The sequence below is a fragment of the Staphylococcus sp. MI 10-1553 genome (assembly GCF_010365305.1).
Classification (GTDB): Bacteria; Bacillota; Bacilli; order Staphylococcales; family Staphylococcaceae; genus Staphylococcus.
This window is the reverse complement of the sequence record NZ_CP048279.1, coordinates 831,427-852,194: the sequence shown is the minus strand read 5'-3', so window position 1 is coordinate 852,194 and position 20,768 is coordinate 831,427. Positions and strand designations below refer to the sequence as shown.

General features: G+C 37.0%; 19 protein-coding genes and 2 tRNA genes. 11 read left to right on the top strand and 10 right to left on the bottom strand.

Features of this window, described 5'->3' with window-relative positions; translation table 11 throughout:
- Nucleotides 1-210 precede the first annotated feature (210 nt).
- The 3 genes from GZH82_RS03690 to GZH82_RS03680 are packed head-to-tail and all read right to left on the bottom strand — an operon-like array spanning nt 211 to nt 2,190.
- Nucleotides 211-975, bottom strand: a complete 765-nt coding sequence (locus GZH82_RS03690; RefSeq protein WP_162681365.1) for an ABC transporter permease — start codon at nt 973-975, stop codon at nt 211-213.
- Entirely contained in the window at nt 972-1,622 is a 651-nt protein-coding gene (locus tag GZH82_RS03685) for an ABC transporter ATP-binding protein (protein WP_162681364.1), read from the bottom strand. The genes GZH82_RS03690 and GZH82_RS03685 overlap by 4 nt, the downstream gene beginning before the upstream one ends.
- The gene (locus GZH82_RS03680) at nt 1,615-2,190 is read right to left on the bottom strand and encodes a GNAT family N-acetyltransferase (RefSeq protein WP_162681363.1); all 576 of its coding nucleotides are present in this window, start codon (nt 2,188-2,190) and stop codon (nt 1,615-1,617) included. Before GZH82_RS03680 ends, GZH82_RS03685 begins: the two co-directional genes overlap by 8 nt.
- A 138-nt stretch (nt 2,191-2,328) precedes the next feature.
- On the opposite strand from GZH82_RS03680, the gene GZH82_RS03675 reads away from it, so the two are divergent.
- Entirely contained in the window at nt 2,329-2,739 is a 411-nt protein-coding gene (locus GZH82_RS03675; protein WP_019165640.1) for a YolD-like family protein, read from the top strand.
- 182 nt (nt 2,740-2,921) lie between these two features.
- Here GZH82_RS03675 and GZH82_RS03670 read toward each other — a convergent pair whose 3' ends face one another.
- Both GZH82_RS03670 and GZH82_RS03665 read right to left on the bottom strand, forming a co-directional pair.
- Entirely contained in the window at nt 2,922-3,524 is a 603-nt protein-coding gene (locus tag GZH82_RS03670; RefSeq protein WP_162681362.1) for a CPBP family glutamic-type intramembrane protease, read from the bottom strand.
- Between the two features lie 6 nt (nt 3,525-3,530).
- The gene (locus tag GZH82_RS03665; protein WP_162681361.1) at nt 3,531-3,716 is read right to left on the bottom strand and encodes a YkvS family protein; all 186 of its coding nucleotides are present in this window, start codon (nt 3,714-3,716) and stop codon (nt 3,531-3,533) included.
- A gap of 187 nt (nt 3,717-3,903) precedes the next feature.
- On the opposite strand from GZH82_RS03665, the gene GZH82_RS03660 reads away from it, so the two are divergent.
- Nucleotides 3,904-4,896: a lipoate--protein ligase gene (locus GZH82_RS03660; protein ID WP_162681360.1), complete on the top strand. Its 993-nt coding sequence runs from the start codon at nt 3,904-3,906 to the stop codon at nt 4,894-4,896.
- Nucleotides 4,897-5,117: 221 nt separating this feature from the next.
- Here GZH82_RS03660 and GZH82_RS03655 read toward each other — a convergent pair whose 3' ends face one another.
- Nucleotides 5,118-5,336 (bottom strand): IDEAL domain-containing protein, encoded by a 219-nt coding sequence (locus GZH82_RS03655; protein ID WP_162681359.1) that lies wholly within the window; start codon nt 5,334-5,336, stop codon nt 5,118-5,120.
- Nucleotides 5,337-5,572: 236 nt separating this feature from the next.
- Between GZH82_RS03655 and GZH82_RS03650 the strand changes: the two genes are divergently transcribed.
- The 3 genes from GZH82_RS03650 (at nt 5,573) to GZH82_RS03640 (ending at nt 6,568) form a co-directional block, all read left to right on the top strand.
- The gene (locus GZH82_RS03650; protein WP_162681358.1) at nt 5,573-6,190 is read left to right on the top strand and encodes a competence protein ComK; all 618 of its coding nucleotides are present in this window, start codon (nt 5,573-5,575) and stop codon (nt 6,188-6,190) included.
- Nucleotides 6,191-6,403: 213 nt separating this feature from the next.
- Nucleotides 6,404-6,478: transfer RNA gene (locus GZH82_RS03645), tRNA-Asn, on the top strand.
- Nucleotide 6,479: 1 nt separating this feature from the next.
- Nucleotides 6,480-6,568, top strand: a tRNA-Ser gene (locus GZH82_RS03640).
- 299 nt (nt 6,569-6,867) lie between these two features.
- Here the strand turns inward: GZH82_RS03640 and GZH82_RS03635 are convergent.
- Nucleotides 6,868-7,236 carry a CHC2 zinc finger domain-containing protein gene (locus tag GZH82_RS03635; RefSeq protein WP_162681357.1) on the bottom strand — a complete coding sequence of 123 codons (369 nt, stop codon included), beginning with the start codon at nt 7,234-7,236 and terminating at the stop codon, nt 6,868-6,870.
- 609 nt (nt 7,237-7,845) lie between these two features.
- Between GZH82_RS03635 and GZH82_RS03630 the strand changes: the two genes are divergently transcribed.
- Nucleotides 7,846-11,115, top strand: a complete 3,270-nt coding sequence (locus GZH82_RS03630; protein ID WP_162681356.1) for an SdrD B-like domain-containing protein — start codon at nt 7,846-7,848, stop codon at nt 11,113-11,115.
- Between the two features lie 95 nt (nt 11,116-11,210).
- Here the strand turns inward: GZH82_RS03630 and GZH82_RS03625 are convergent, their stop codons facing one another.
- Nucleotides 11,211-12,725 carry a bifunctional metallophosphatase/5'-nucleotidase gene (locus GZH82_RS03625; protein ID WP_162681355.1) on the bottom strand — a complete coding sequence of 505 codons (1,515 nt, stop codon included), beginning with the start codon at nt 12,723-12,725 and terminating at the stop codon, nt 11,211-11,213.
- Nucleotides 12,726-13,080: 355 nt separating this feature from the next.
- Between GZH82_RS03625 and GZH82_RS03620 the strand changes: the two genes are divergently transcribed.
- Genes GZH82_RS03620 through dltD form a run of 5 tightly spaced genes read left to right on the top strand, consistent with a single transcriptional unit; the run spans nt 13,081 to nt 17,285 of the window.
- The gene (locus tag GZH82_RS03620) at nt 13,081-13,209 is read left to right on the top strand and encodes a teichoic acid D-Ala incorporation-associated protein DltX (protein WP_162681354.1); all 129 of its coding nucleotides are present in this window, start codon (nt 13,081-13,083) and stop codon (nt 13,207-13,209) included.
- Nucleotides 13,210-13,228: 19 nt separating this feature from the next.
- Nucleotides 13,229-14,683, top strand: coding sequence for a D-alanine--poly(phosphoribitol) ligase subunit DltA (gene dltA, locus GZH82_RS03615; RefSeq protein ID WP_162681353.1), 1,455 nt, complete (start codon nt 13,229-13,231; stop codon nt 14,681-14,683).
- Complete coding sequence (gene dltB / locus GZH82_RS03610; RefSeq protein ID WP_162681352.1) at nt 14,680-15,897, top strand: D-alanyl-lipoteichoic acid biosynthesis protein DltB; 1,218 nt, start codon at nt 14,680-14,682, stop codon at nt 15,895-15,897. The genes dltA and dltB overlap by 4 nt, the downstream gene beginning before the upstream one ends.
- Before the next feature lie 12 nt (nt 15,898-15,909).
- Nucleotides 15,910-16,146, top strand: coding sequence for a D-alanine--poly(phosphoribitol) ligase subunit DltC (dltC, locus tag GZH82_RS03605; protein WP_162681351.1), 237 nt, complete (start codon nt 15,910-15,912; stop codon nt 16,144-16,146).
- Nucleotides 16,143-17,285 (top strand): D-alanyl-lipoteichoic acid biosynthesis protein DltD, encoded by a 1,143-nt coding sequence (gene dltD, locus GZH82_RS03600; protein ID WP_162681350.1) that lies wholly within the window; start codon nt 16,143-16,145, stop codon nt 17,283-17,285. Before dltC ends, dltD begins: the two co-directional genes overlap by 4 nt.
- A 222-nt stretch (nt 17,286-17,507) precedes the next feature.
- Here dltD and GZH82_RS03595 read toward each other — a convergent pair whose 3' ends face one another.
- Nucleotides 17,508-18,866 carry a TrkH family potassium uptake protein gene (locus GZH82_RS03595; protein WP_162681349.1) on the bottom strand — a complete coding sequence of 453 codons (1,359 nt, stop codon included), beginning with the start codon at nt 18,864-18,866 and terminating at the stop codon, nt 17,508-17,510.
- Between the two features lie 16 nt (nt 18,867-18,882).
- Nucleotides 18,883-20,535 carry a S1C family serine protease gene (locus GZH82_RS03590; protein WP_162681348.1) on the bottom strand — a complete coding sequence of 551 codons (1,653 nt, stop codon included), beginning with the start codon at nt 20,533-20,535 and terminating at the stop codon, nt 18,883-18,885.
- Between the last annotated feature and the right edge of the window lie 233 nt (nt 20,536-20,768).

Here is a 20,768-nt window from a genome sequence, read left to right as displayed (position 1 = left end):
TATTCACGAAATTTTAATATATCTCTACTTTACCATTTTTCTCATTCGTGTCATCCCCTTATTTGCATATGTATGCTTAAAGAAATGCCACGCTTTTGATATCTTCACGCACTTTGTAAAAATTGGGAAGAGCTTCTGAATATCACGCATACTGCACCATAACGGTACGCATTTATCTCTTAAACTCATGCCTCAAATGATTTAAATCAGCTAATTCTGAGACGCTTGTACTAATTGATGACGCGCATTGAAAAATTGTCGATAGGTCAAATACGTCGCGACTAATGCTGAAATAATCGTCGCTGTAGTATGAATAAATACGACCATTAACTGAAACTTAATCGCTTGTATCGGCGGCACACCTGCAATAATCATCCCCGTCATCATACCCGGAATCGATACAAGGCCATATGTCTTCACAGAATCAATCGTCGGCACAATCGCGACTTTGATACTTTCCCTAATCGCATCTTTTGCCGCCATGGCTGGACTTGCACCTAAAGATAGTTTGGATTCAATGACCGCTGTCTCTTTCGTAAAAATACGATTTAAATTTTGATAACTTAAATTGATCGCAATCATGCCATTACTGCCGACCATACCCGCAACTGGAATGATTTCATTTGGTTTAAAATCAATAGCGCCCGTTAAAAGCACGCCACCTAAAGATAAAATTGCGCCTGTTAATATCCCCGCTAAAGAAATCCAAAACGCATGGCGCACCACTTCTGGCTTTCGCTTCCGTGTATTGGCGGCCGCGTTGATCATGATGACTAAAATGAGTAATAGTACAATCCATGGCGTTTCTAATTTAAAAACAAATTCCAGTAAATAACCAATGATCACTAATTGAATAACAGCACGTATCGCTGCAATGATTAAATCTTTAGCAATATGTAATCGCTCTTTAAACGAAACTAAAATGGGAATGAGTAGCAATAATGATGTCAATAATAGCGAAGTCGTACTCATCATGACAAACGCGCCTCCCTCGTTAACATACCATTACGAATTTCCATTTTGCGATGAAATTGGCGTTGACTTTGCGCATCATTGTGAGTAATCCACAAAACGGACATGCCTTCTTGGACTAAATCAAACACCAATTTTTCAATTTGACGACTGCTCTTGTCATCTAACGCACTCGTCGCCTCATCAAGCATCAGTATATCTGGGGTAAACATGAGCTGGCGTGCAATCGTGATACGTTGTTTTTCACCCCCGGACATATGTTGCACCTTGTCCGAAAGTTTGTATTTTTTTAAACCTACTTTTTCCAACAGCGTATTTGCTTTAGACTTATTAAACGAAACTTGACGCACCTTTGCCGGAAAAGCTAAATTATCTTGAATCGTCTCACCAAACAATTCCACACTTTGCGGCAAATAACTAATATGCTGTCTCAATATTTCCGGTGAATAGTGTGCATAAGGTTTCCCTTTAAATTCAATATTTCCACTGGTTGGGCTCATTAAATCTGCAATTAACCTCAACAGCGTACTTTTACCACTTCCAGACGGTCCGACAACAGCAACCGCTTCACCTTTTTCCATATGATAACTTATATTGTGTAAAATTTTGCGTTCACCGCTTTCGTAGCTGACGTTTGTTAACTCAAGCATAGGCGTTCTCCTCATTTTGATAGATCATATAGTGATATTCATGCCCGTAAAGTACTTTTTTCATTTTCTCACGGAACCCTAACTTGCGATACAACTGATAGGCACGTTCATTATGCTCATCACAGTTTAAACTCCATGTCGCTTCTGGATTCGATTGGAGACGTGCTTGAATCAATTTTGTCGCAATCCCTCGACCACGAAACTCAGGAAAAGTAGCAATCGCTTCAATATAATCATCTCCACGCTCTGCCTCTAATACAGGTAATGGCGTACCCGTTTCTAATTGAATGTTTTCATCTAAGGTTAAATTTTGCCAAGCCTGTTCGTATTCCGCTTCGTATTGTCCCGGATACGCAATCAATATACCTGCCACTTGTCCTGCTATTTCATAAATATCCACGTGTTCAATATGATTCCGGTAATGAACTTCTATTGCGCTTTTAACAAGTGCTGCTATCACGGTCTCTTTCTCATAACGACGCACAATTTCAAGTTCCATATCTTGCCAAATGAGGTATGTTAACTCTGCAATCGCACGCGCATCTTGGGATGTTGCTTTTCTAATCATATTTGAGTCACCTCACTCTTTACATTTTAGCCTATTTAACTGACGTTTAAAAATACCTCAACATTTTTACAAACGAATGTTCTAAAAATACTTCACAAAACAGAACAAGTGTTCTATAATCGGATTGAGGTGATTTCCATGCATGATCGTACGCTCCCTACAGCATACCAATCTGAAACAGACTATCGAAAAATTCCAAGACAATATCTTAACACTCGAATTCCTAGAGGGCGTGGCATTGTGAAATGGGCCCCTTTCGCAACATTGCCCGAACAGTTTGAAGCAATTAAACAGTTCGAGGCCAATCAACTTAAAATCGATCGTCCTGACTTAAGCGAAGATCAAATCAATGAACTGAACCAAATGCTGCATTTAAAAATATCGCACAACGCTTTTAGTAAAATTCACTATTGGCGCGCTGGACACATTCATACCATTCAAGGTTATATCGCGAGTATCGATACATTGACGAACGAATTAGTGCTCACTAATGAACGGCGCACAGATCGATTAGTCATCGGGTTGAACGAATTGTATGCTATTGAATAGTATAGGCATGCAACATCATCGCGTGATTTACCTGTAATTGACTTGATTTTATCCTATACCCTGATTTGAAAAAAGATGTCATGATTTGATTCAAAAAGATGTATTGGATATGCTTTTTATCACATTAAAAACACAAAAACACAGCAAACATTGTATGAAAAACAACATTTACTGTGTAAGGTTTAACCATGAAAAATCAATAAAATGACGACCGCTACAATTTGAGCGACTGTTGTGGTGATAATTCGGCGTGTGTACATATAACTAAAACCGAGCAACAATTGGCAAACAAAAATGAATGTCACGATCCACCATTGATCTAAATAGATAAAAAATGAACCTGAAGCTAAAGCACCGACTAATATAGCGAGCCACGGTTTTGAAGTCATACGCACGATTTCTTTTTGTAAGATAGTACGCATATATAATTCATGACATGGCATTACAAATAAAAGCGTCACTAAAATTTGCCATTTAAAATAGACACCTGTTCGTGATAATTGTTTAATCAACGAAGCATACGTCAGTTCTGAAGTAATCCATGAGAAAATGACTTGTATAAGTACAAGCGCAACACCAGTCGCTAACCCTATCGCAATGGATGTTAATAGACGTTTGGATGCAAAATCTCTTTGATAAAATACATAACTAATTCCTGCTATTAACATAATTCCTGTATAGAGTTGCCAATATACACCGTGCTCACCCCACAACAACATTAAAATGATGTGGAAAGCAATAAAGCTTAGTATAAACCAAAGTAGCGGTTTGTTGATCTTTTTCATATGCGTTTATCCTTTTTGTTCAATAATTTTATATCTCTTATGATTAATCACTGTTTTTTCAGGCAAATCTAAATCGCTGAAATTTTCCATAATCGTTAAATCAACAATGACAGAGTTATCATTGATTTTTTCAACTTTTCCTCGTATCCCATCATAAAATTCTACAATGTCTCCTACTTCTGCAATTGTCATCTTTCTGTCCCCCTTAGAAATTTACTAGCATATATTGTACTAAAATTTACATTTTAAATAAACAATTTACGTCAATTGTCAGAAATTATTTACATTCAGTGTCTTTTTAAGATAAATGATTGGAAAAATCGAATTAAATCATGCATAACATAAGTAAGGGCATATTTTGGGAAAGGAGTGTTTCTGAGTGAAATTTATTAGTAATCAAAACCATACTGATCCAACATTAAACTTAGCGATGGAAGAATACGTTTTAAAAACAGTACCTATGGATGACAACGATAGTTATTTCCTATTTTATATTAACCGACCGTCCATCATTGTTGGCAAAAACCAAAATACGATTGAAGAAGTGCATCAACCCTACATCGAAACAAATGCGATTGATGTCGTGCGCCGTATTTCTGGGGGTGGCGCAGTGTATCACGATTTCGGTAATTTGAACTTTAGCTTCATTACTAAAGATGATGGCGATAGTTTTCATAACTTCAAAAAATTCACGCAGCCGATTGTTGAAGTCCTCAACGATTTAGGTGTAAAGGCCGAACTCACAGGCCGCAACGATATTCAAGTTGGCCAAGCTAAAATCTCTGGTAATGCGATGGTAAAAGTGAAAGATCGTATGTTTAGTCATGGGACACTCATGTTGAACAGTGATTTGGATGAAGTGCAAAATGCATTGCGTGTCAATCCTGCAAAAATTCAATCTAAAGGTGTCAAATCTGTCCGTAAACGGGTCGCCAACATTCAAGAATTTTTAGATGAACCGCTCGATATTGAAGCATTCAAAGCGATTATACTTAAAAAATTATTCGGTGAAGCAGAAGTCGAATCTTATACTTTGACAGAGGAAGACTGGAAAAATATTGAAAAGTTAAGTAACGAAAAATATCGTACGTGGGATTGGAATTACGGTAAAAATCCAAAATATAACTTTGAGCGTGAGCATAAATTTGAAAAAGGTTTTGTTCAAATTAAACTTGATGTCAAAAAAGGTCGTATTGCGCATGCTAAAATTTTCGGGGACTTTTTCGGTGAAGGTGATGTGACCGAACTTGAAAATGCACTTACAGACGTTTTACATCAAAGAGCAGCCATCCAAGAAGCGCTCAAAAATTATGATCTTTATCATTACTTTGGTGACATTCCTCGTGATGGTCTCATCGACATGATGGTTTAATACACGTAGACCACACTGTCATTAATCATATTGTATATTAACTTCATCTTATTCTGAGACAAATGTAATATGTTTTACTTTTGCTAGAAGTGTAAATATTCTCTCATTAGTTAATTTCTGAATATAAGACAGTGAAAAATTTAATATAATGACATAAAAACAGGACTACCCCACACATGACGGATAGTCCTGTTTAATTTGAAGACGTGGATATCATTTGACTACTCACCGTTGACTGCCTCCAACTCTAAATATTCATCAGTATACTTAAGAAATGCTTGTTCATTTTTATTGACCAATGCTTCATCAATTAAATGCTGCAATTTCCGCTTTCTTTGGTTCTTTAATGCATGTTCAATCACAAGTTCAACGCCCAGCTGATTAATCGTACGGACCGGGTCAGCAACCATTTGTTTCTTTACATCAGTTTGATTTTTCATGTTGAGTCACTCCTTTGTGTTAAATGCATAGTATTAAGTTATTTAATAGTATAACGAAACATGTCGCAAAACGCAATGAATTTTCTGAATTTTTAAAGTAATTAAGTCAAATTTTTATCTAATTTTTGTAATATTATCCATATATTTACAAAAAGACATTGACTTAATTCAGGATATTCATATAATGGGAATTAGATAGAGAGACCCGACACCTTAAGAGATAGGAGGGTTCTATTATGGACCAAAAATCCAACATCAGGTATGCAATTAGTAAAGGAGATATGTTTTTGAGACCAGTAGATGGTCCGGATGGTGCGCTCATGAGTACGGAAATCTATAGATACGATAGTGATCATTTTATTATTCACGATCGTGCCCAACGTATTATTGAGCGTAGTTGTAGACATTATGGTGAATCGTACTCTGGAAGAAAAGCACAAGCTAAACGTATCGCCAATATCTCTAACAAGACACCAATATTGCTCACTCCGATTTATCAAACCTACTTTTTCCCCACTCACTCGGACAGGGTTCCTGAAAATAGTTGGCTGAATATGCATTACGTAGTCAAACTTAAACCATTAAAAGGCGCCCGTTGTAAAGTCACTTTTGCCAATGATCTAACTGTCACACTGCCTATTTCGCATCATAGTGTTAAACATCAATTATTGAATTGTGTTTATTTCGCTTATTTAGTAGGAAGGTCTAATCAAGTACAAACACATAATCCTGAAAAACCTATTGATTATGACCAGCAACCTTTTAATATTTTTGAAGCTCTATCACAATATGCCTTATTAGAAAATGCAAAAAGGGAATTAGAAGAAAAGAAGAAAAACGCAACTTACTTGTAGCCACTTTATTTTGATATTTTGTATTGAATGAATCATGATTGCATGACTTGCGAGAAAACGCAACATACTTAATTCAGACTATTTCTTTAACAAAGTGTAAAGTTAGCGGAATTTATATACGCATAGTGTAAATGTTCCGTTAACTTTTTTGTTTTTAACCCTTGATTTCTTCAATGATGTTGATATAATAATATTTGTGATTGAAAAAGTTATTCCACAGTAGCTCAGTGGTAGAGCTATCGGCTGTTAACCGATCGGTCGTAGGTTCGAGTCCTACCTGTGGAGCCATGGAAACGTACTCAAGTTGGCTGAAGAGGCGCCCCTGCTAAGGGTGTAGGTCGCGAAAGCGGCGCGAGGGTTCGAATCCCTCCGTTTCCGCTAGGACGTCAAAAAAGTTTAAAATACTTTTTTGACGCTTTTTTTATTTCTTCGTCAAATCCAGTCGTATCAAGGGTTTCAGGAGATTATAAAAATAAGAGACAAACTTTGTTTAACTACCTTTAACTTAGTTTAAAAAAAATTTCGCCACAATGTGACTAGACAATGACTAAAAAATCATCATTTTAGTCACAAGCTAGTCACAAGCATTTTATCAATTAGTCACATCGTTTTATACTCAGATAAAATTACAAAAAAAGGGGGGGGAGGCTGAAAAAGCCCTCCCCTCTTATCTCGCCTTACATTTCTATGCCAGCAAATTCTTCATCTATTTGATCTTTGGGTTCATATTCATATGAAGAAGCATCATATTTTATCGATGATGCTTCTTCATAATTTTTGGCTGTTGTATACTCTTGATCATTTAAATATTTTACAGCATTGATGAAATCTACTCCTAATTCTTTCTGAACAAAGTTAATCGTGTTACCATATTCGCCTTTAGAATACCAGTTGTAAGTGTTTTTCGCTTTGTTTAATACTAAAGAATCATGTTCGATTCCAATATAGTATTTACCTGATGATTTAAAAGAATATCCAAAATCTGATGCGACATCAAAAATCGATTTATTAATCGCATTTTCCACTTCCTTTTTGCTTACTGGCATCTGTTGTGTTTCTATGAAGAAGGCATTCAATGTCGAGATATGCTAGTGTTAGAAAAAGAGCTTATACCATCGAGTAACATATCTCAAATATAAAAAGCATATGGCTGGGCAGGACAGTAATGCCTCTATATTATTTTGGAACGATTGATAGAAACATAAGCGAGGTCCTAATCTTAACCATAGTGATTCTTAAATAGGATGAGGGGCAGCGTTACTTTTTAGGCGTATGGGTTCTTTGTTGTAAAGATTGATTAATTTGTTAAATTTCTTTCTTATTAAGTAGTTGATACCCCAAATGATGAAATATATAAAGCTATAAATGAATTGAAAGATAACGCACTCATATACAGATTGTTATATTATAATATAATAATCAAATTAATTCATGAGTCTTAGTTAATCATTATTTTGTTGCACGGTATTAGTGTACAAAATTAACCCTTTACAAAAAAAATAATACTTATACAGTAGAAAAGATTGCGTTTAAAAAATCTTGATTAATTAAATCTTTTATTTTTTATTCTTGTATTAAAGAGTTTATTATGATAGAATTTTTACGCGATTGATTGGAATTTTAAATCAACAAATGTTATTGGAGATGATATTTAAATGAAAAACCCTAATTCAAAATATGCCAGAACGCTATCCCGATTTTCTATTCGAAAGTGTTCTGTAGGTACAGCGTCCTTTTTAATCGGGACTGTTGCATTTTTCGGCATTCACCACGAAGCTTTTGCAGCTGAAAACTCAACAACGCCTGTCACTGTGACGCAATTACAAGAGGGCTCAAACAAAGCGTCGGCAGAAGAACAAGCTGACTCACAAACAAAAGTGAATGAAACCTCTATAGATGAATCAACAGCTACAACGGAACAATCAAAAACAGATATCGCACCAACTCAAGCTCAAGAAGCGACACAAGCTGAACAAACTTCAGATGCTGCATCATTAGAAGTTAAAGACAACACAACGCAAGCTGAAGAAAGTCCAAAAGAAGCTGACGGTGCTCAAACAGAAGAAACGCAAAATGAAGCGACTGAAACATTACAGAACGAATCACCAGAAAATACATCAAATCGAGAAGTAGAAAAAGAAAGCGTAAGTCGCACACAGGAAAAACCTAATGCACAACAAGAAGCAAAAACACCTTCTAATTCTCAAATTACACGTTCATCGCAACAAGGTATCTCAACTACGACATCTTCACCGCAAAAGAATGATCAACAACTTCCTACAAATGATGAACCAAGTGGTGAGACATCTACATCAAACTCAACTTTAAATGAACAACCTACTGAATCAACACCAATTCCAGACAAAACTGTTAAAACAGAAGAAGTTGACGCTACACGAAATGCAGTGACTGCACCTCGTCAATTAAAGACGGTTAAAGGTACAACACAATTGCGTGCAGTAAATGCGACTGCGGTTACCCCAGCAGCTGCAGGTGGTACAAATGTGAATGATAAAGTGACAGCTTCAGATATGGGTATCAGTGAATCATACATTGAACCGAATAACTCAGGTAGCTTCTACTTGAAGAGTCGTTTCTCTGTCATTGGTACAGTTCAAGAAGGCGATTACTTCACAGTTAAAATGCCTAATACTGTCAACACTTATGGAGACACACGTTACTCACCTGACTTTAAAGAACTACTTAAAAACAGTAATGGTGATGTGATCGCTTTAGGTGACTATGATGTAGATAGCCATACATTGACTTACAGATTTACTAGCGCTGTTAATCATTTACAAAATGTGACAGGTTCATTTAATTTAACACAATTTGTGGACCGTAAAGTCGCAAAAGATTCAGCAACATATCCATTAAATTATGAAATTGCTGGAGAAACTTTCAATACACAAATTAATGTTCACTACGGTCAATATTACCGTGTAGGTGACTCTAACTTGAAATCGATGATAACGATGGAAGATCCTAAAACGGGTGAATACGAACAATATATTTATGTAAATCCATTACAAAGAACAGCACATGGTACTGTCGTAAGAGTTCAAGGTTTCCAAAATGACCCTGCTACAAGTAATGGTCAAGTGAATCCAGATGCGACTCAAATCAAAATTTTGAAAGTTGCTGATGGACAAGCGCTTAATAGCAGCTTCGGTGTAGACGATAGTCAATATCAAGATGTAACTGACCAATTTAAAACAGTTTATCGTGACGGTGAAAACTTAGCGGATATTTACCTCGGCGACTTACGCGGTGCACGCTATATTATTAAAGTTTCAAGTAAAGAGGTTTCAGGTTCTTCTGAAGACTTAAACTTACGTTCTTCAATGTACACGAAAAATATTTATGGACAATATGATCGTTTAACTTGGGATAACAACATTGTGAAAAGCACATCTAGCGGTACAGCAGATGGGACAGAAGCTTCATATCAATTAGGTGACAAAGTTTGGAATGACGCGAACAAAAACGGGATCCAAGATGAGGGTGAAGTTGGTATCCCAGGCGTCATCGTTACTTTAAAAGATAAAGACGGCAAAGTACTAGAGTTTACTGAAACAAATGCGAATGGTAAATACGTTTTCGATAATTTGAAAAACGGGATTTATACAGTAGACTTCAAAGCACCTGAAGGCTATACAGCAAGTCCACATAATCAAGGTAATGATGCATTGGATTCAGATGGCCCTACAAGTGCACAAGGCATAATTAGTAACGGTAATAACTTAACCGTTGACCAAGGTTTTTATCAAACTGAAGCACCTACACGAAATATTGGTGACAAAGTTTGGGACGACTTGAATAAAGACGGAATCCAAGATGAGAATGAACCAGGTATTGCTAACGTTAAAGTTACATTGACAGATGCGGACGGTAATGTCGTTGATACACGTACGACTGACGATAAAGGAAACTATTTATTTAAAAACGTTAAAGAAGGCGAATACACGGTTACTTTCGAAACACCTGAGGGTTATACGCCGACTATCACGGGGCAAGGTACGTTAGACAAAGACTCTAACGGTGCTTCAACACGTATTTTTGTCGAAACGGATGATGACTTAACGATTGACAGTGGTTTCTACAAAGCTGAACCACCTGTGCCACCAACTCACAATATTGGTGACAAAGTATGGGACGACTTGAATAAAGACGGGATCCAAGACGACAATGAACCAGGTATTGCTAACGTTAAAGTTACATTGACAGATGCGGACGGTAATGTTGTTGGTACTCGTGTTACTGATGCCAATGGTAACTACTTATTCGAAAACGTTAAAGCTGGGGACTATACTGTTACTTTCGAAACACCTGAGGGTTATACACCTACGCAAACAGGTCAAGGTACAACTGATAACGACTCTAACGGTACTTCTACAAAAGTAACTGTTGGGGACAGTGATGATTTAACAATTGATAGTGGTTTCTACAAAGAGACACCTGTACCACCAACTGAACCTGACAATCCAGATCCTGGTCAACCTGACAATCCTAGTCCAGAACAACCTTCTGAACCTGGTCAACCAGATCATCCTAGTCCAGAGCAACCTTCTGAACCTGGTCAACCAGATCATCCTAGTCCAGAGCAACCTTCTGAACCTGGTCAACCAGATCATCCTAGTCCAGAGCAACCCTCTGAACCAGGTCAACCGAACAATCCTACTCCGGAACAACCAAATTATCCGGGAGTACCAAGCATTCAGAACCCTGAAAAACCAGGTTCAACTGATGCTACACAATCAAAAAATCATGGCGAAAAGGCAAAACCATCTGAACAACAAAAAGCTTTACCTGAAACAGGTGAAACTGAATCACATCAAGGAACATTATTCGGTGGTATTTTAGCTGCTTTAGGCGCATTACTCTTTGCACGTAAAAAACACCAAGATAAAAAACAGTCACACTAACTTCAACTCGTGATTTAAGTGTGATGAACACAAAGACCCATGTCGCGTTTCTTAATGAAATGCTTGACATGGGTCTTTTTAAATTTCATATTCTATTACAACGATGATTCACTTATGATATGCATATTTTGCGGTATAGGTTGCATGTCTGGTTCTGTTTGAATTTCTCGAACGAGCAACTCTGGCATTGTTATTGCAAATGTTTGATGCACGACCGCTTCACTCAACAGATGACGATAATGACGATAAATATAATCCGTCGTCACCACACGGTAACAATAATCTTCTCGCAATTCAAAATCCGTAACACGCGCATTTAATGGTTTCGCCATATCTACAGTATAGTCAAAACCTGACCAAAATAAAAAGTGTGTAGGGTCCGTATCTTTCAACGTCCACTGTCCTTTTTCTAATTCAAGGTGACTTACACTTTCTTCAATTAAACGTTTAATATCGCTCCCTTTTAATGTAAGATCAATCGGTTTGTCGGGATGTGGATACGTATTATAAACATCTTCATTTTTCAAACGCCCTTTTAACCCTTTCGTATTCGGCAAAGGCAAATGTACACATGTTAACGGGATTTCCGTCTCATGGTTCAAACTTTGATGTAACAATTGAATGTATGGATGGGGTTTGATTAACAGTTCATGAAATGCATCAAATTGCATATCCACTTCATGCGTAATAATATATTCGTTCTTCCAATTCCGTATCGCTTTTCGGTCGTAATACGTTAAGTTCAGTAAATGTTCATCTTCATCATAATCCGTCAATGTAACAATCTCTGGCTGCATCTCAAACAATTCAAAAGAGTTGCGGCGTTTTTTAAATTTCGCATTAACATGAATTACATTTTCAGCATTTTGACCCGCTTGAACATAAAGCGTCGTCCCATCGTTTTCGATAATAGTTTCGTGTTGATGCCCAGTAATCATAAGATCAATAATACCTGCCTGTCTCATAATTTCTTCTGCACGATTTTCAAATTGTGATTTTGCATCATGACTCAATTTTGACAAGCCACCATGGTACAAAACAATGAGAAAGTCGGGTTCTATCGTTTCATAAATATAGCGAATCCAACGCTGTGCCGCAAAGGTCGCACTTTCGACAATCACTTCAGGCTCCATTTCCACATTTTCATTTTTCATCAAGCCTTCAGACGAAACGCCCATCACGACTAATTTCAACCCTGCAATATCTTTCACAGTATAAGGTGTTGAAAAATACGGTTCATGAGTTACAGCATATTCTACATTCGCCGATAACCATGGAAAACGTGATAACGCGACAGAACGATTAAAAAAGTCCAAACCATATTTAAATTCATTTTCGCTCATCCCACTTGCATCATAGTTCATCGCATTCATTAACTTAATCATCGGATGTCTTTTGTATGGCGCAATAATGGCGTAATAAAAAGCTGTCACACTGCCCGCTAAATTACCACCGTTGTCCACTAATACGACGTGCTGATGTTGTTGTCTTACTTCATTAATATATGTACCCGCTCGATATATGTTGGAACGTTCAGTTTGATTGAGTATATGGCTATGCATATCCGAAGTCGCTATAATTTGTATATTTATCTCATCATGCTCACTCATTGCTTTCACCCCAAATCTCAATATTCATCTCGTATTCTACCATATCTCGACATCCCCCCACTATCATTATTCCTTGTACACAGAAATAAATGTAAATACGTTTCATTTGAATAAGTTGATCATAAGCAAACCATTTTTATTTTTAAATATGATTCAATAGCAGTCTTTAATTAAACTATAATTTTATATATTAAAAACTTACTCATACAACTCTAGACCTATTTTCTTGTATTTTTATCCTTTTTTTCAATAAATGAATTGACTTTCATAAAGTATTAAATTACATTAAATTTATCTGGGTTAAATGAGATAGTTTAACCTTCATGTCATATTATGCAGAAGGTGAAAATTTATTATGAAATTGAATCGATTGCCTATTAAAACAGTCGCATTAACATTGCTTTATTTTGCAATAATGCTGACTTTGTATTTTATTTACGGTAATGGTGATACACAAAATACTTTTATCTACAACGATTTTTAATCATTAAAGGAGCCGACACATGAAAGATGTTTTAACAATGATTTCACAGCACAGTCAAACTCAGCCGGACCGAGTTGCCGTACAACATCAGAGTGAATCATTAACTTATCTAGAGTTAGAAAGTTATTCCACACGCTTAGCATCACAACTGCTTAAAAGCGACAATCCTGTTATTGTTTATGGCCACATGTCCCCATTTATGGTAGTGGGTATGATTGGTGCACTTAAAGCCGGATGCGGTTACGTTCCAATTGATCAATCTATACCTGCAAACCGTATTCAACATATTATAGAAAAAGTTTCACCACAATTTTTAATTAACACGACAGATACACCGCTCAATGATGAAGGTGTGACAGAGATTACAATTCAAGATATTCAATCATTCGATACGGTATCATCATTACCTTTAATGCAAAATGATGGTATTGCCTACACCATTTTTACATCGGGCTCAACAGGTCTTCCTAAAGGTGTAAAAATTTATTACGAGAGCTTAGTAGAGTTCGCAAATTGGGTGGACTTGCTCAACCAATATCACACGAAAGATGTCTGGTTAAACCAAGCACCATTCTCATTTGATTTATCAGTCATGGCGATTTATCCGTGTCTCATTTCAGGCGGTACACTATTGTTAGTTAACAAAGAAATGATTGCAGCGCCTAAAAAATTGTATGAACTGTTCCAAAACGAGAAAATTAATGTTTGGGTGTCTACCCCATCATTTATGGAAATTTGCTTAATGTTACCGAATGTCAATGAAGACGGCATGCCACACTTACGTACGTTCTTGTTCTGTGGTGAAGTTTTAGGTCACCATACAGCGCAAACGTTGTTAAACAAGTTTCCACAATCTTATTTATACAACACGTATGGCCCTACAGAAGCGACTGTTGCGATTACAAGTATTAGAGTGACGCAATCGGTACTTGATAGCCACAAGTATGTTCCTGTAGGCTTACCGAGAAAAGGCACGACGTTAAGTGTTTCCGAAGAAGGAGAGCTCATTATCACTGGTAATTCAGTAAGTGCGGGTTATTTAAAAGACCCTGAAAAAACAGAGAAAGCCTTTTTCAAAGATGGCGACAAACGCGCTTACAATTCAGGTGACAAAGCTGTATTTGAAGATGACATGTGGTTTATTAAAGGCCGCATTGATAACCAAATCAAATATAACGGCTATCGTATGGAACTTGAAGAAATTGAAGCTAAAATGAACGCACTACCATTTGTGAATACTTCATTGGTTGTGCCAATTTATAAAAAAGACAAAATTGCCTACTTGAAAGGTGTCGTCAAATTAAATTCTGAAGACATCGATCCAGCAGATGTACCAAAAGAAGTGAAGCAACGTCTTAAAGCTGAGTTGCCTGATTATATGATTCCTAAAAAAATCGAAATTGCTGAAGAAATGCCACTGACTAACAATGGCAAGCTCGACCGCAAACGAATTAACGAGGTATATCAATCATGATCCCATATAGTAGCTTTCACTTTTTTGCGATTGCGCTCATTGTGCTGTTACCTGTGATCATACTTGGGTTGTTAGGCAAAAGATCTAAAGCTTACAACTTGATCAGTACATTGATTATGATTGTCGTCATATTTGCTGACGATCAACACAACTTTTTCGGCATCAAATATTTAAGTTATCATTTACTGAGCCTTGTTTTATACATTATTTGGCAAACGATGATTATTAAAGGGTTCGAGCGACTAAGAGCAAACAAGCGCTCCACCCCGCTTTACATTACAACGATGATTCTGTCTATCTTGCCACTCTTTATGGTCAAACTCCTACAAAGTTCGTGGCTAGGCTCTGGACAGCTTCACTTGCACAGCTCAAAAATCGTGGAACTGTTCGGTTTCCTCGGTATTTCATACATTATGTTCAAAAGTGTTCAACTGATCATGGAAATTCATGACGGCACATTAAAGCAAACTGTAGATGTGAAAAAGCTCGTACAATTCATTACGTTCTTCCCTACGATTTCTTCTGGTCCGATTGATCGCTATCGTCGTTTTGTGAAAGATTACGATAAAGACATCGCCATGGATAAGTATTCACAACTACTTGGCAAAGCGATTCATTACATTATGATAGGTTTACTTTACAAATACATCATTGCGCATTTCGTCCAACAGTATTTTGTGACACCTTATACAGGTCACCTCGATTCGTTTGGCGATTACGTGATATACATGTATGGCTATAGTTTTTACCTGTTCTTTGACTTTGCAGGTTACAGCTTATTCGCTATTGCATTGAGTTACTTGTACGGTATTGAAACACCTATTAACTTTAACCAACCATTTAGAGCAAAAAATATTAAAGATTTCTGGAACAGATGGCACATGAGTCTATCGTTCTGGTTCCGTGATTGTATTTACATGCGTTTTATTTTCTTTATGACTAAGAAAAAATATATTAAATCAAACTTCCATGTGTCTAACCTTGCCTTCTTACTTAATTTCGGTATTATGGGACTTTGGCACGGTTTTGAATGGTTTTATGTCGCGTATGGTTTGTATCACGCGTTGTTATTCTTTTTGTATAACCACTATGAAAAATGGCGTAAAAAGCGTTTTGGTAAGTGGGATCATCCGGTGATTAACGCACTGAGCATCGTTATCACCTTCCACTGTGTCGCTTTTGGCTTTTTAATCTTTTCAGGACAATTAATTTAAGGAGAGAGTTTTATGGAATTTAACGAAAAAGTTTTAGATATTATTGCAGAAGTTGCCGATGATGATATTGTGAAATCAAATCCAGATATTCATATTTTTGATGAGGGGATTATGGATTCAATGCAATCTGTACAATTATTAGTTGCGTTTCAAGACGAACTTGATATAGAAGTACCAATTATGGACTTTAATAGAGAAGATTGGGGTACGCCAAATCAAATCATTAACGAATTGGCAAAATTACAATGAAACTAAAACAACCTTACATCATTGCTTTTTTGGCGAGTATTCTATTATTCGGTATTTTTATCATATTACCAGCAAAATGGTTTGTGCCACCACATATCGGAAACCAACTTCCAAATTATCAAGTGTCAACAGATAGTGATATGTTAAAAGGCCAGTATGTACAAGAAGCTATGATTAAGGACCCTGATTACTACCCAGTTTATGGTTCAAGTGAGCTTAATAAAGAAGATCCATTTCAACCTGCCATCTTGTTAAAGGGGCACACGAAAAATCTTTTTTATGTGGGTACTGGGGGTTCCACGGATTTAATTCAGTTAATGACGTTAGGTGCTCAATATGACCATTTAAAAAATAAAAAGATGACGGTCATTGTATCACCACAATGGTTTACGAGACATGGCTTAACTGAAGAGAATTACCAAGGTCGTGCTTCTCAGTTACAAATTAATAGTATATTCAATAACTCAAATATTTCTAACGATATTAAAACACGCTTAGCTAAACGTTTATTGCATTTTAAAGACAACAAGCAGAACGACTTTTTAAAACACTTTGCAAAGTCACATGAAGCAGATGGACATTTCTTAAACCCACTTTATGCGAATCATCTTGAGAAAATGGAAGCATTGAAGAGTTATTTACCGTTCCATCATCAAGGTAAATTGCCGAGACTGTTTGATAAAAGTCAAAAACAACCATTGAATTGGAAAGCATTAGACAAAGAAGCGCATCAATATGGGGCGCATCACAGTCAGTCTAACCCTTACCAAATCAAGGATGAGTATTGGAAAAAGTTAAAGCATAAAAAGTCTGTGAGCCGTGACCACGAGTTCCGCTTAAAATCTGTTGAGTATGATGATTTATCACTTTTAGTTGATACACTCAATGCTGCAGGTGCGGATGTGCAATACGTGTTAATTCCTGTCAATGGTAAATGGTACGACCACATTGATCTTCCACGTAACAGACGTGCAGCGGTCAATGAAAAGATCGTCAAAACTATTGAAGACCACCACGGTCATGTTGTGGATTTATCACATCACGACTATGATTCTTATTACATGAGTGATGCTGTCCATATCGGATGGCGCGGTTGGGTTGAAGTGACGCAACATATTAAACAGCACATCGATCAATAATTTTAATAACACATTTTAAAAAGCCATAACCTGTCAGTTTTCAAAACAGGCTATGGCTTTCTTTATTCGGTTGATGATGTCTCTTTTTCTATTTGCTGAATGTTGCATTTGGCTATGCATCTTCTCAGTCGTGTCATACAAAACATGCCCACACGCTATCTTCCACATCCCCGTAAAAAATAGGAGAAGAGCTGGGATTCCCCAACACTTCTCCTTTCTATTTTAGCCAATTTGAATGCGTTCTTTCGGAAAATGATACTTGGCTGGTTCACGATTGCCACTCATCATAATAATAAAGGAAATCAAGCCTACACGTCCGATAAACATTAAAATCATCAAGACGACTTTTGAAACACTGCCGAGTTCCGAAGTAATTCCCGTCGATAAACCACACGTTCCGAATGCGGACATAATTTCAAAATAAATTTTAATAAAATCGATATGATGGCCTTCGTTTAACATGATGATAAATGTACCCACAAATGTCATCACAATCGCAATACAAAATACTGCAAATGAACGTTGAATATCTTGATTATGAATTTCACGATTAAATACTTTAATAGATGACTTTTCAGCGTTCGGTTTGTAGTTAATAACAAACAGGATAATAATTGCGAAAGTCGTCGTTCGTATGCCGCCACCTACAGAACTTGGTGAGGAACCAATAAACATAAGCCCCCCCATCAAAAGGTTTGTCGCATCTGAAAACTGTGACACGTCAAATGTTTGTAACCCTGCACTTCGCGTCGACACCGATTGAAACATCGCATAAAATAACGTCTTATGCCATGACTCATTTGCGAACACACCATTCGCTTCGATTAATAAAATTCCGATCACACCTGCAATTAAAATCAGTAAATACGTCACCGTTGTCACTTTAGTAAACAGTGAAAATCGAAAGTTTGGAATTCGATTTTTAATATATGCTTTAATTTCTAATAATACTGGGAATCCAATTGACCCCAAAACGATGAGAAACATCACAATCGTTTGTACAAAGTAATCGTTCGCATATGGGATTAAGGAGTCCCCTGTAATGTCTAAACCCCCATTTGTCGTCGCAGAGATGGAAACGAAGACACCTTGTAATATCGCTTCTTTTAAATCATGGATATTTTGATAAAAATAAAATGCGAGCAGTGTTGCACCTACTAATTCAATCACTAAAATCGCTCTCACAATATCTAAAATCAGTTTGACTGTCCCACTCATCGCCTCTCTATTGTTATCTAACATAATGAGTTGACGTTCACGTATGCCAATGTGCTTGCCTAATACAACCCATAACAATGTACCGATTGCCATGACACCAATGCCACCAATATTAAGGATGACCAACAAGACAATATATCCAAATGCTGAATATGTTTCGGAAATATTGACTGGTGTTAATCCTGTCACACTGACACCTGATACCGCTACAAACAACGTATCAATCGGTGCGACTTTTACACCTGGCTTATGGACACCGGGTAGATTAAGTAGCAAAAAAGCACCGACAATTGCGACAAGATAATACAAGACAATCCCTTGTTGTGGGCTGGATTTTTTTAGTAGTAATTTGACTATGGACAAGTCATTCACCCCAAAGTTATTTCAATTTAAATGAGATTTCCTTCACCTCATTTTCACGTAAGACCTTTAACTTCACTGGCTTTTGTTGATCAATGTGTTGCGTTAACTTTTGTTTATAAGCCAAATTATCTTTGATAGGTTTACTATCTAATTCTACTATGACATCGCCTTTTTTCAAACCAGAATTTTTCGCTGGACTGTTTTCATTAATGTTTTGAACGACGACACCTGTTGAAACATCTTGAGGGATCTTATACTCATTGCGTGTCGCTTTATCAATATCAACCACGTTTTGCATATCAATGTCCGTCTTAGGTTGTTGAATGTCACCTTCTTTTTCAATTTTTTGCGCAATAGCTAACGCTGAGTTAATCGGAATGGCAAACCCCATATTTTGAACACTCGGCATGTTAATTTTTAGTGAAGCGATACCAATTAAATGGCCTTCTTGATCGATTACCGCACCACCTGAGTCACCTGGATTAATCGGTGCATCAACTTGGAACGCACTGAGCAATGTATCATATTCATCATCTTGGTTGAGATCAACTGGGACATCGCGATTTAATCCTGATACAATACCTTCACCCACTGTATTTTGGAAGTCCAAACTGAGCGGATTGCCCACAACTAAAACTGGTTCTCCTAATACAACTGCACTAGAATCTCCGTGTTCAAGTGGTTTTAATGTATCGCCTTTAGGAGCTTTCATCGTCATCACAGCAATATCAGCCATTTTATATTTGCCAATCACTTTAGCTTTAGCGGTTTGCTTGTTACCAAAAGTGAGTTCATGTTCTTTACGGTCTCCAACGACATGCGCATTTGTCAGTATATAAAGAGTGTCGCCTACTTGTTTGTAGACGACACCCGATCCACTTTCTTTTTCAATTTGTGCCTGAGCATCTGAATTCTGAACTGCATCCGGTGTAGGCTGACTATTATTTTCAATGGAAACGACAGATTTTACAGCTGTATTCGCATTTGCCATCGTTTGTGTGACTTTTTTATTCGTTCCCTTCTCTTTCTGTTGCGTTTCGAGTGCTTGTTTCATATTCGCATTGTCACTTTTATTGACGTTATTAAAAATAGTAAACAATAACAACAATACTAAAATGGCCGCGAGTACAATTAAAATTTTTGCCCATTCTCTAGAGATGAATTGTGTGACTTTTTCAGTCCAATCACGTTTTGTCGTATATTGATGCTTCGACGCTTCTGTTTGGTGACTGTCTTCAGTATGTACTTGTTCATCTTCAGCCTTTGCAGTTGCTTCTGATGTATCATGTGGCGGCATGTTTGACTGATGCGTTATTTCGGCTCCTACACCCTTATGCGCCGTTTCCTTCGCTTGACTGCCGTTGATAGTCACTGATGATGTATCTTCAAGTGGTCGTGCACTTTCGGATTTTTCTTCGGCCGTTATTTCAGATGGTGGATGATTTTTATCACCATCGTCATGCGTTAATTTTTCAATACGTGCTTTACGTAGATTATCTTTGACACGTTCTTCATTATTTTTCGCTTGCTTTTTTTCCTTTTCAGCTTTGAGCGCGTTTTCTTTTTCTTCAGCTTTGAGTCTTTCTTCACGCTCTTCATTATGGAAATATTCGCGACGTTTGCGCTTATAATGTTGCCTTGGAATCACATGTTTCTTATCTCGTTCCATTGCACGCCCTCCTTATGTCTCTCTTTTATCTATTATGACATATCGCTACTTAAATTTCTGTAATGTTTACTTATATATCGCAAACTTTTTGAATGGTTTTTAAGTTGTATTTTCTGCTATACGTCACATACTTATAACGTTTGATTTTATAGAATTTTAAATACTTTTTCACCTTACATCATTCAACAAAAAAGTAGCTGCACCCTGTTTGATCTCAACGAACACACTTATAT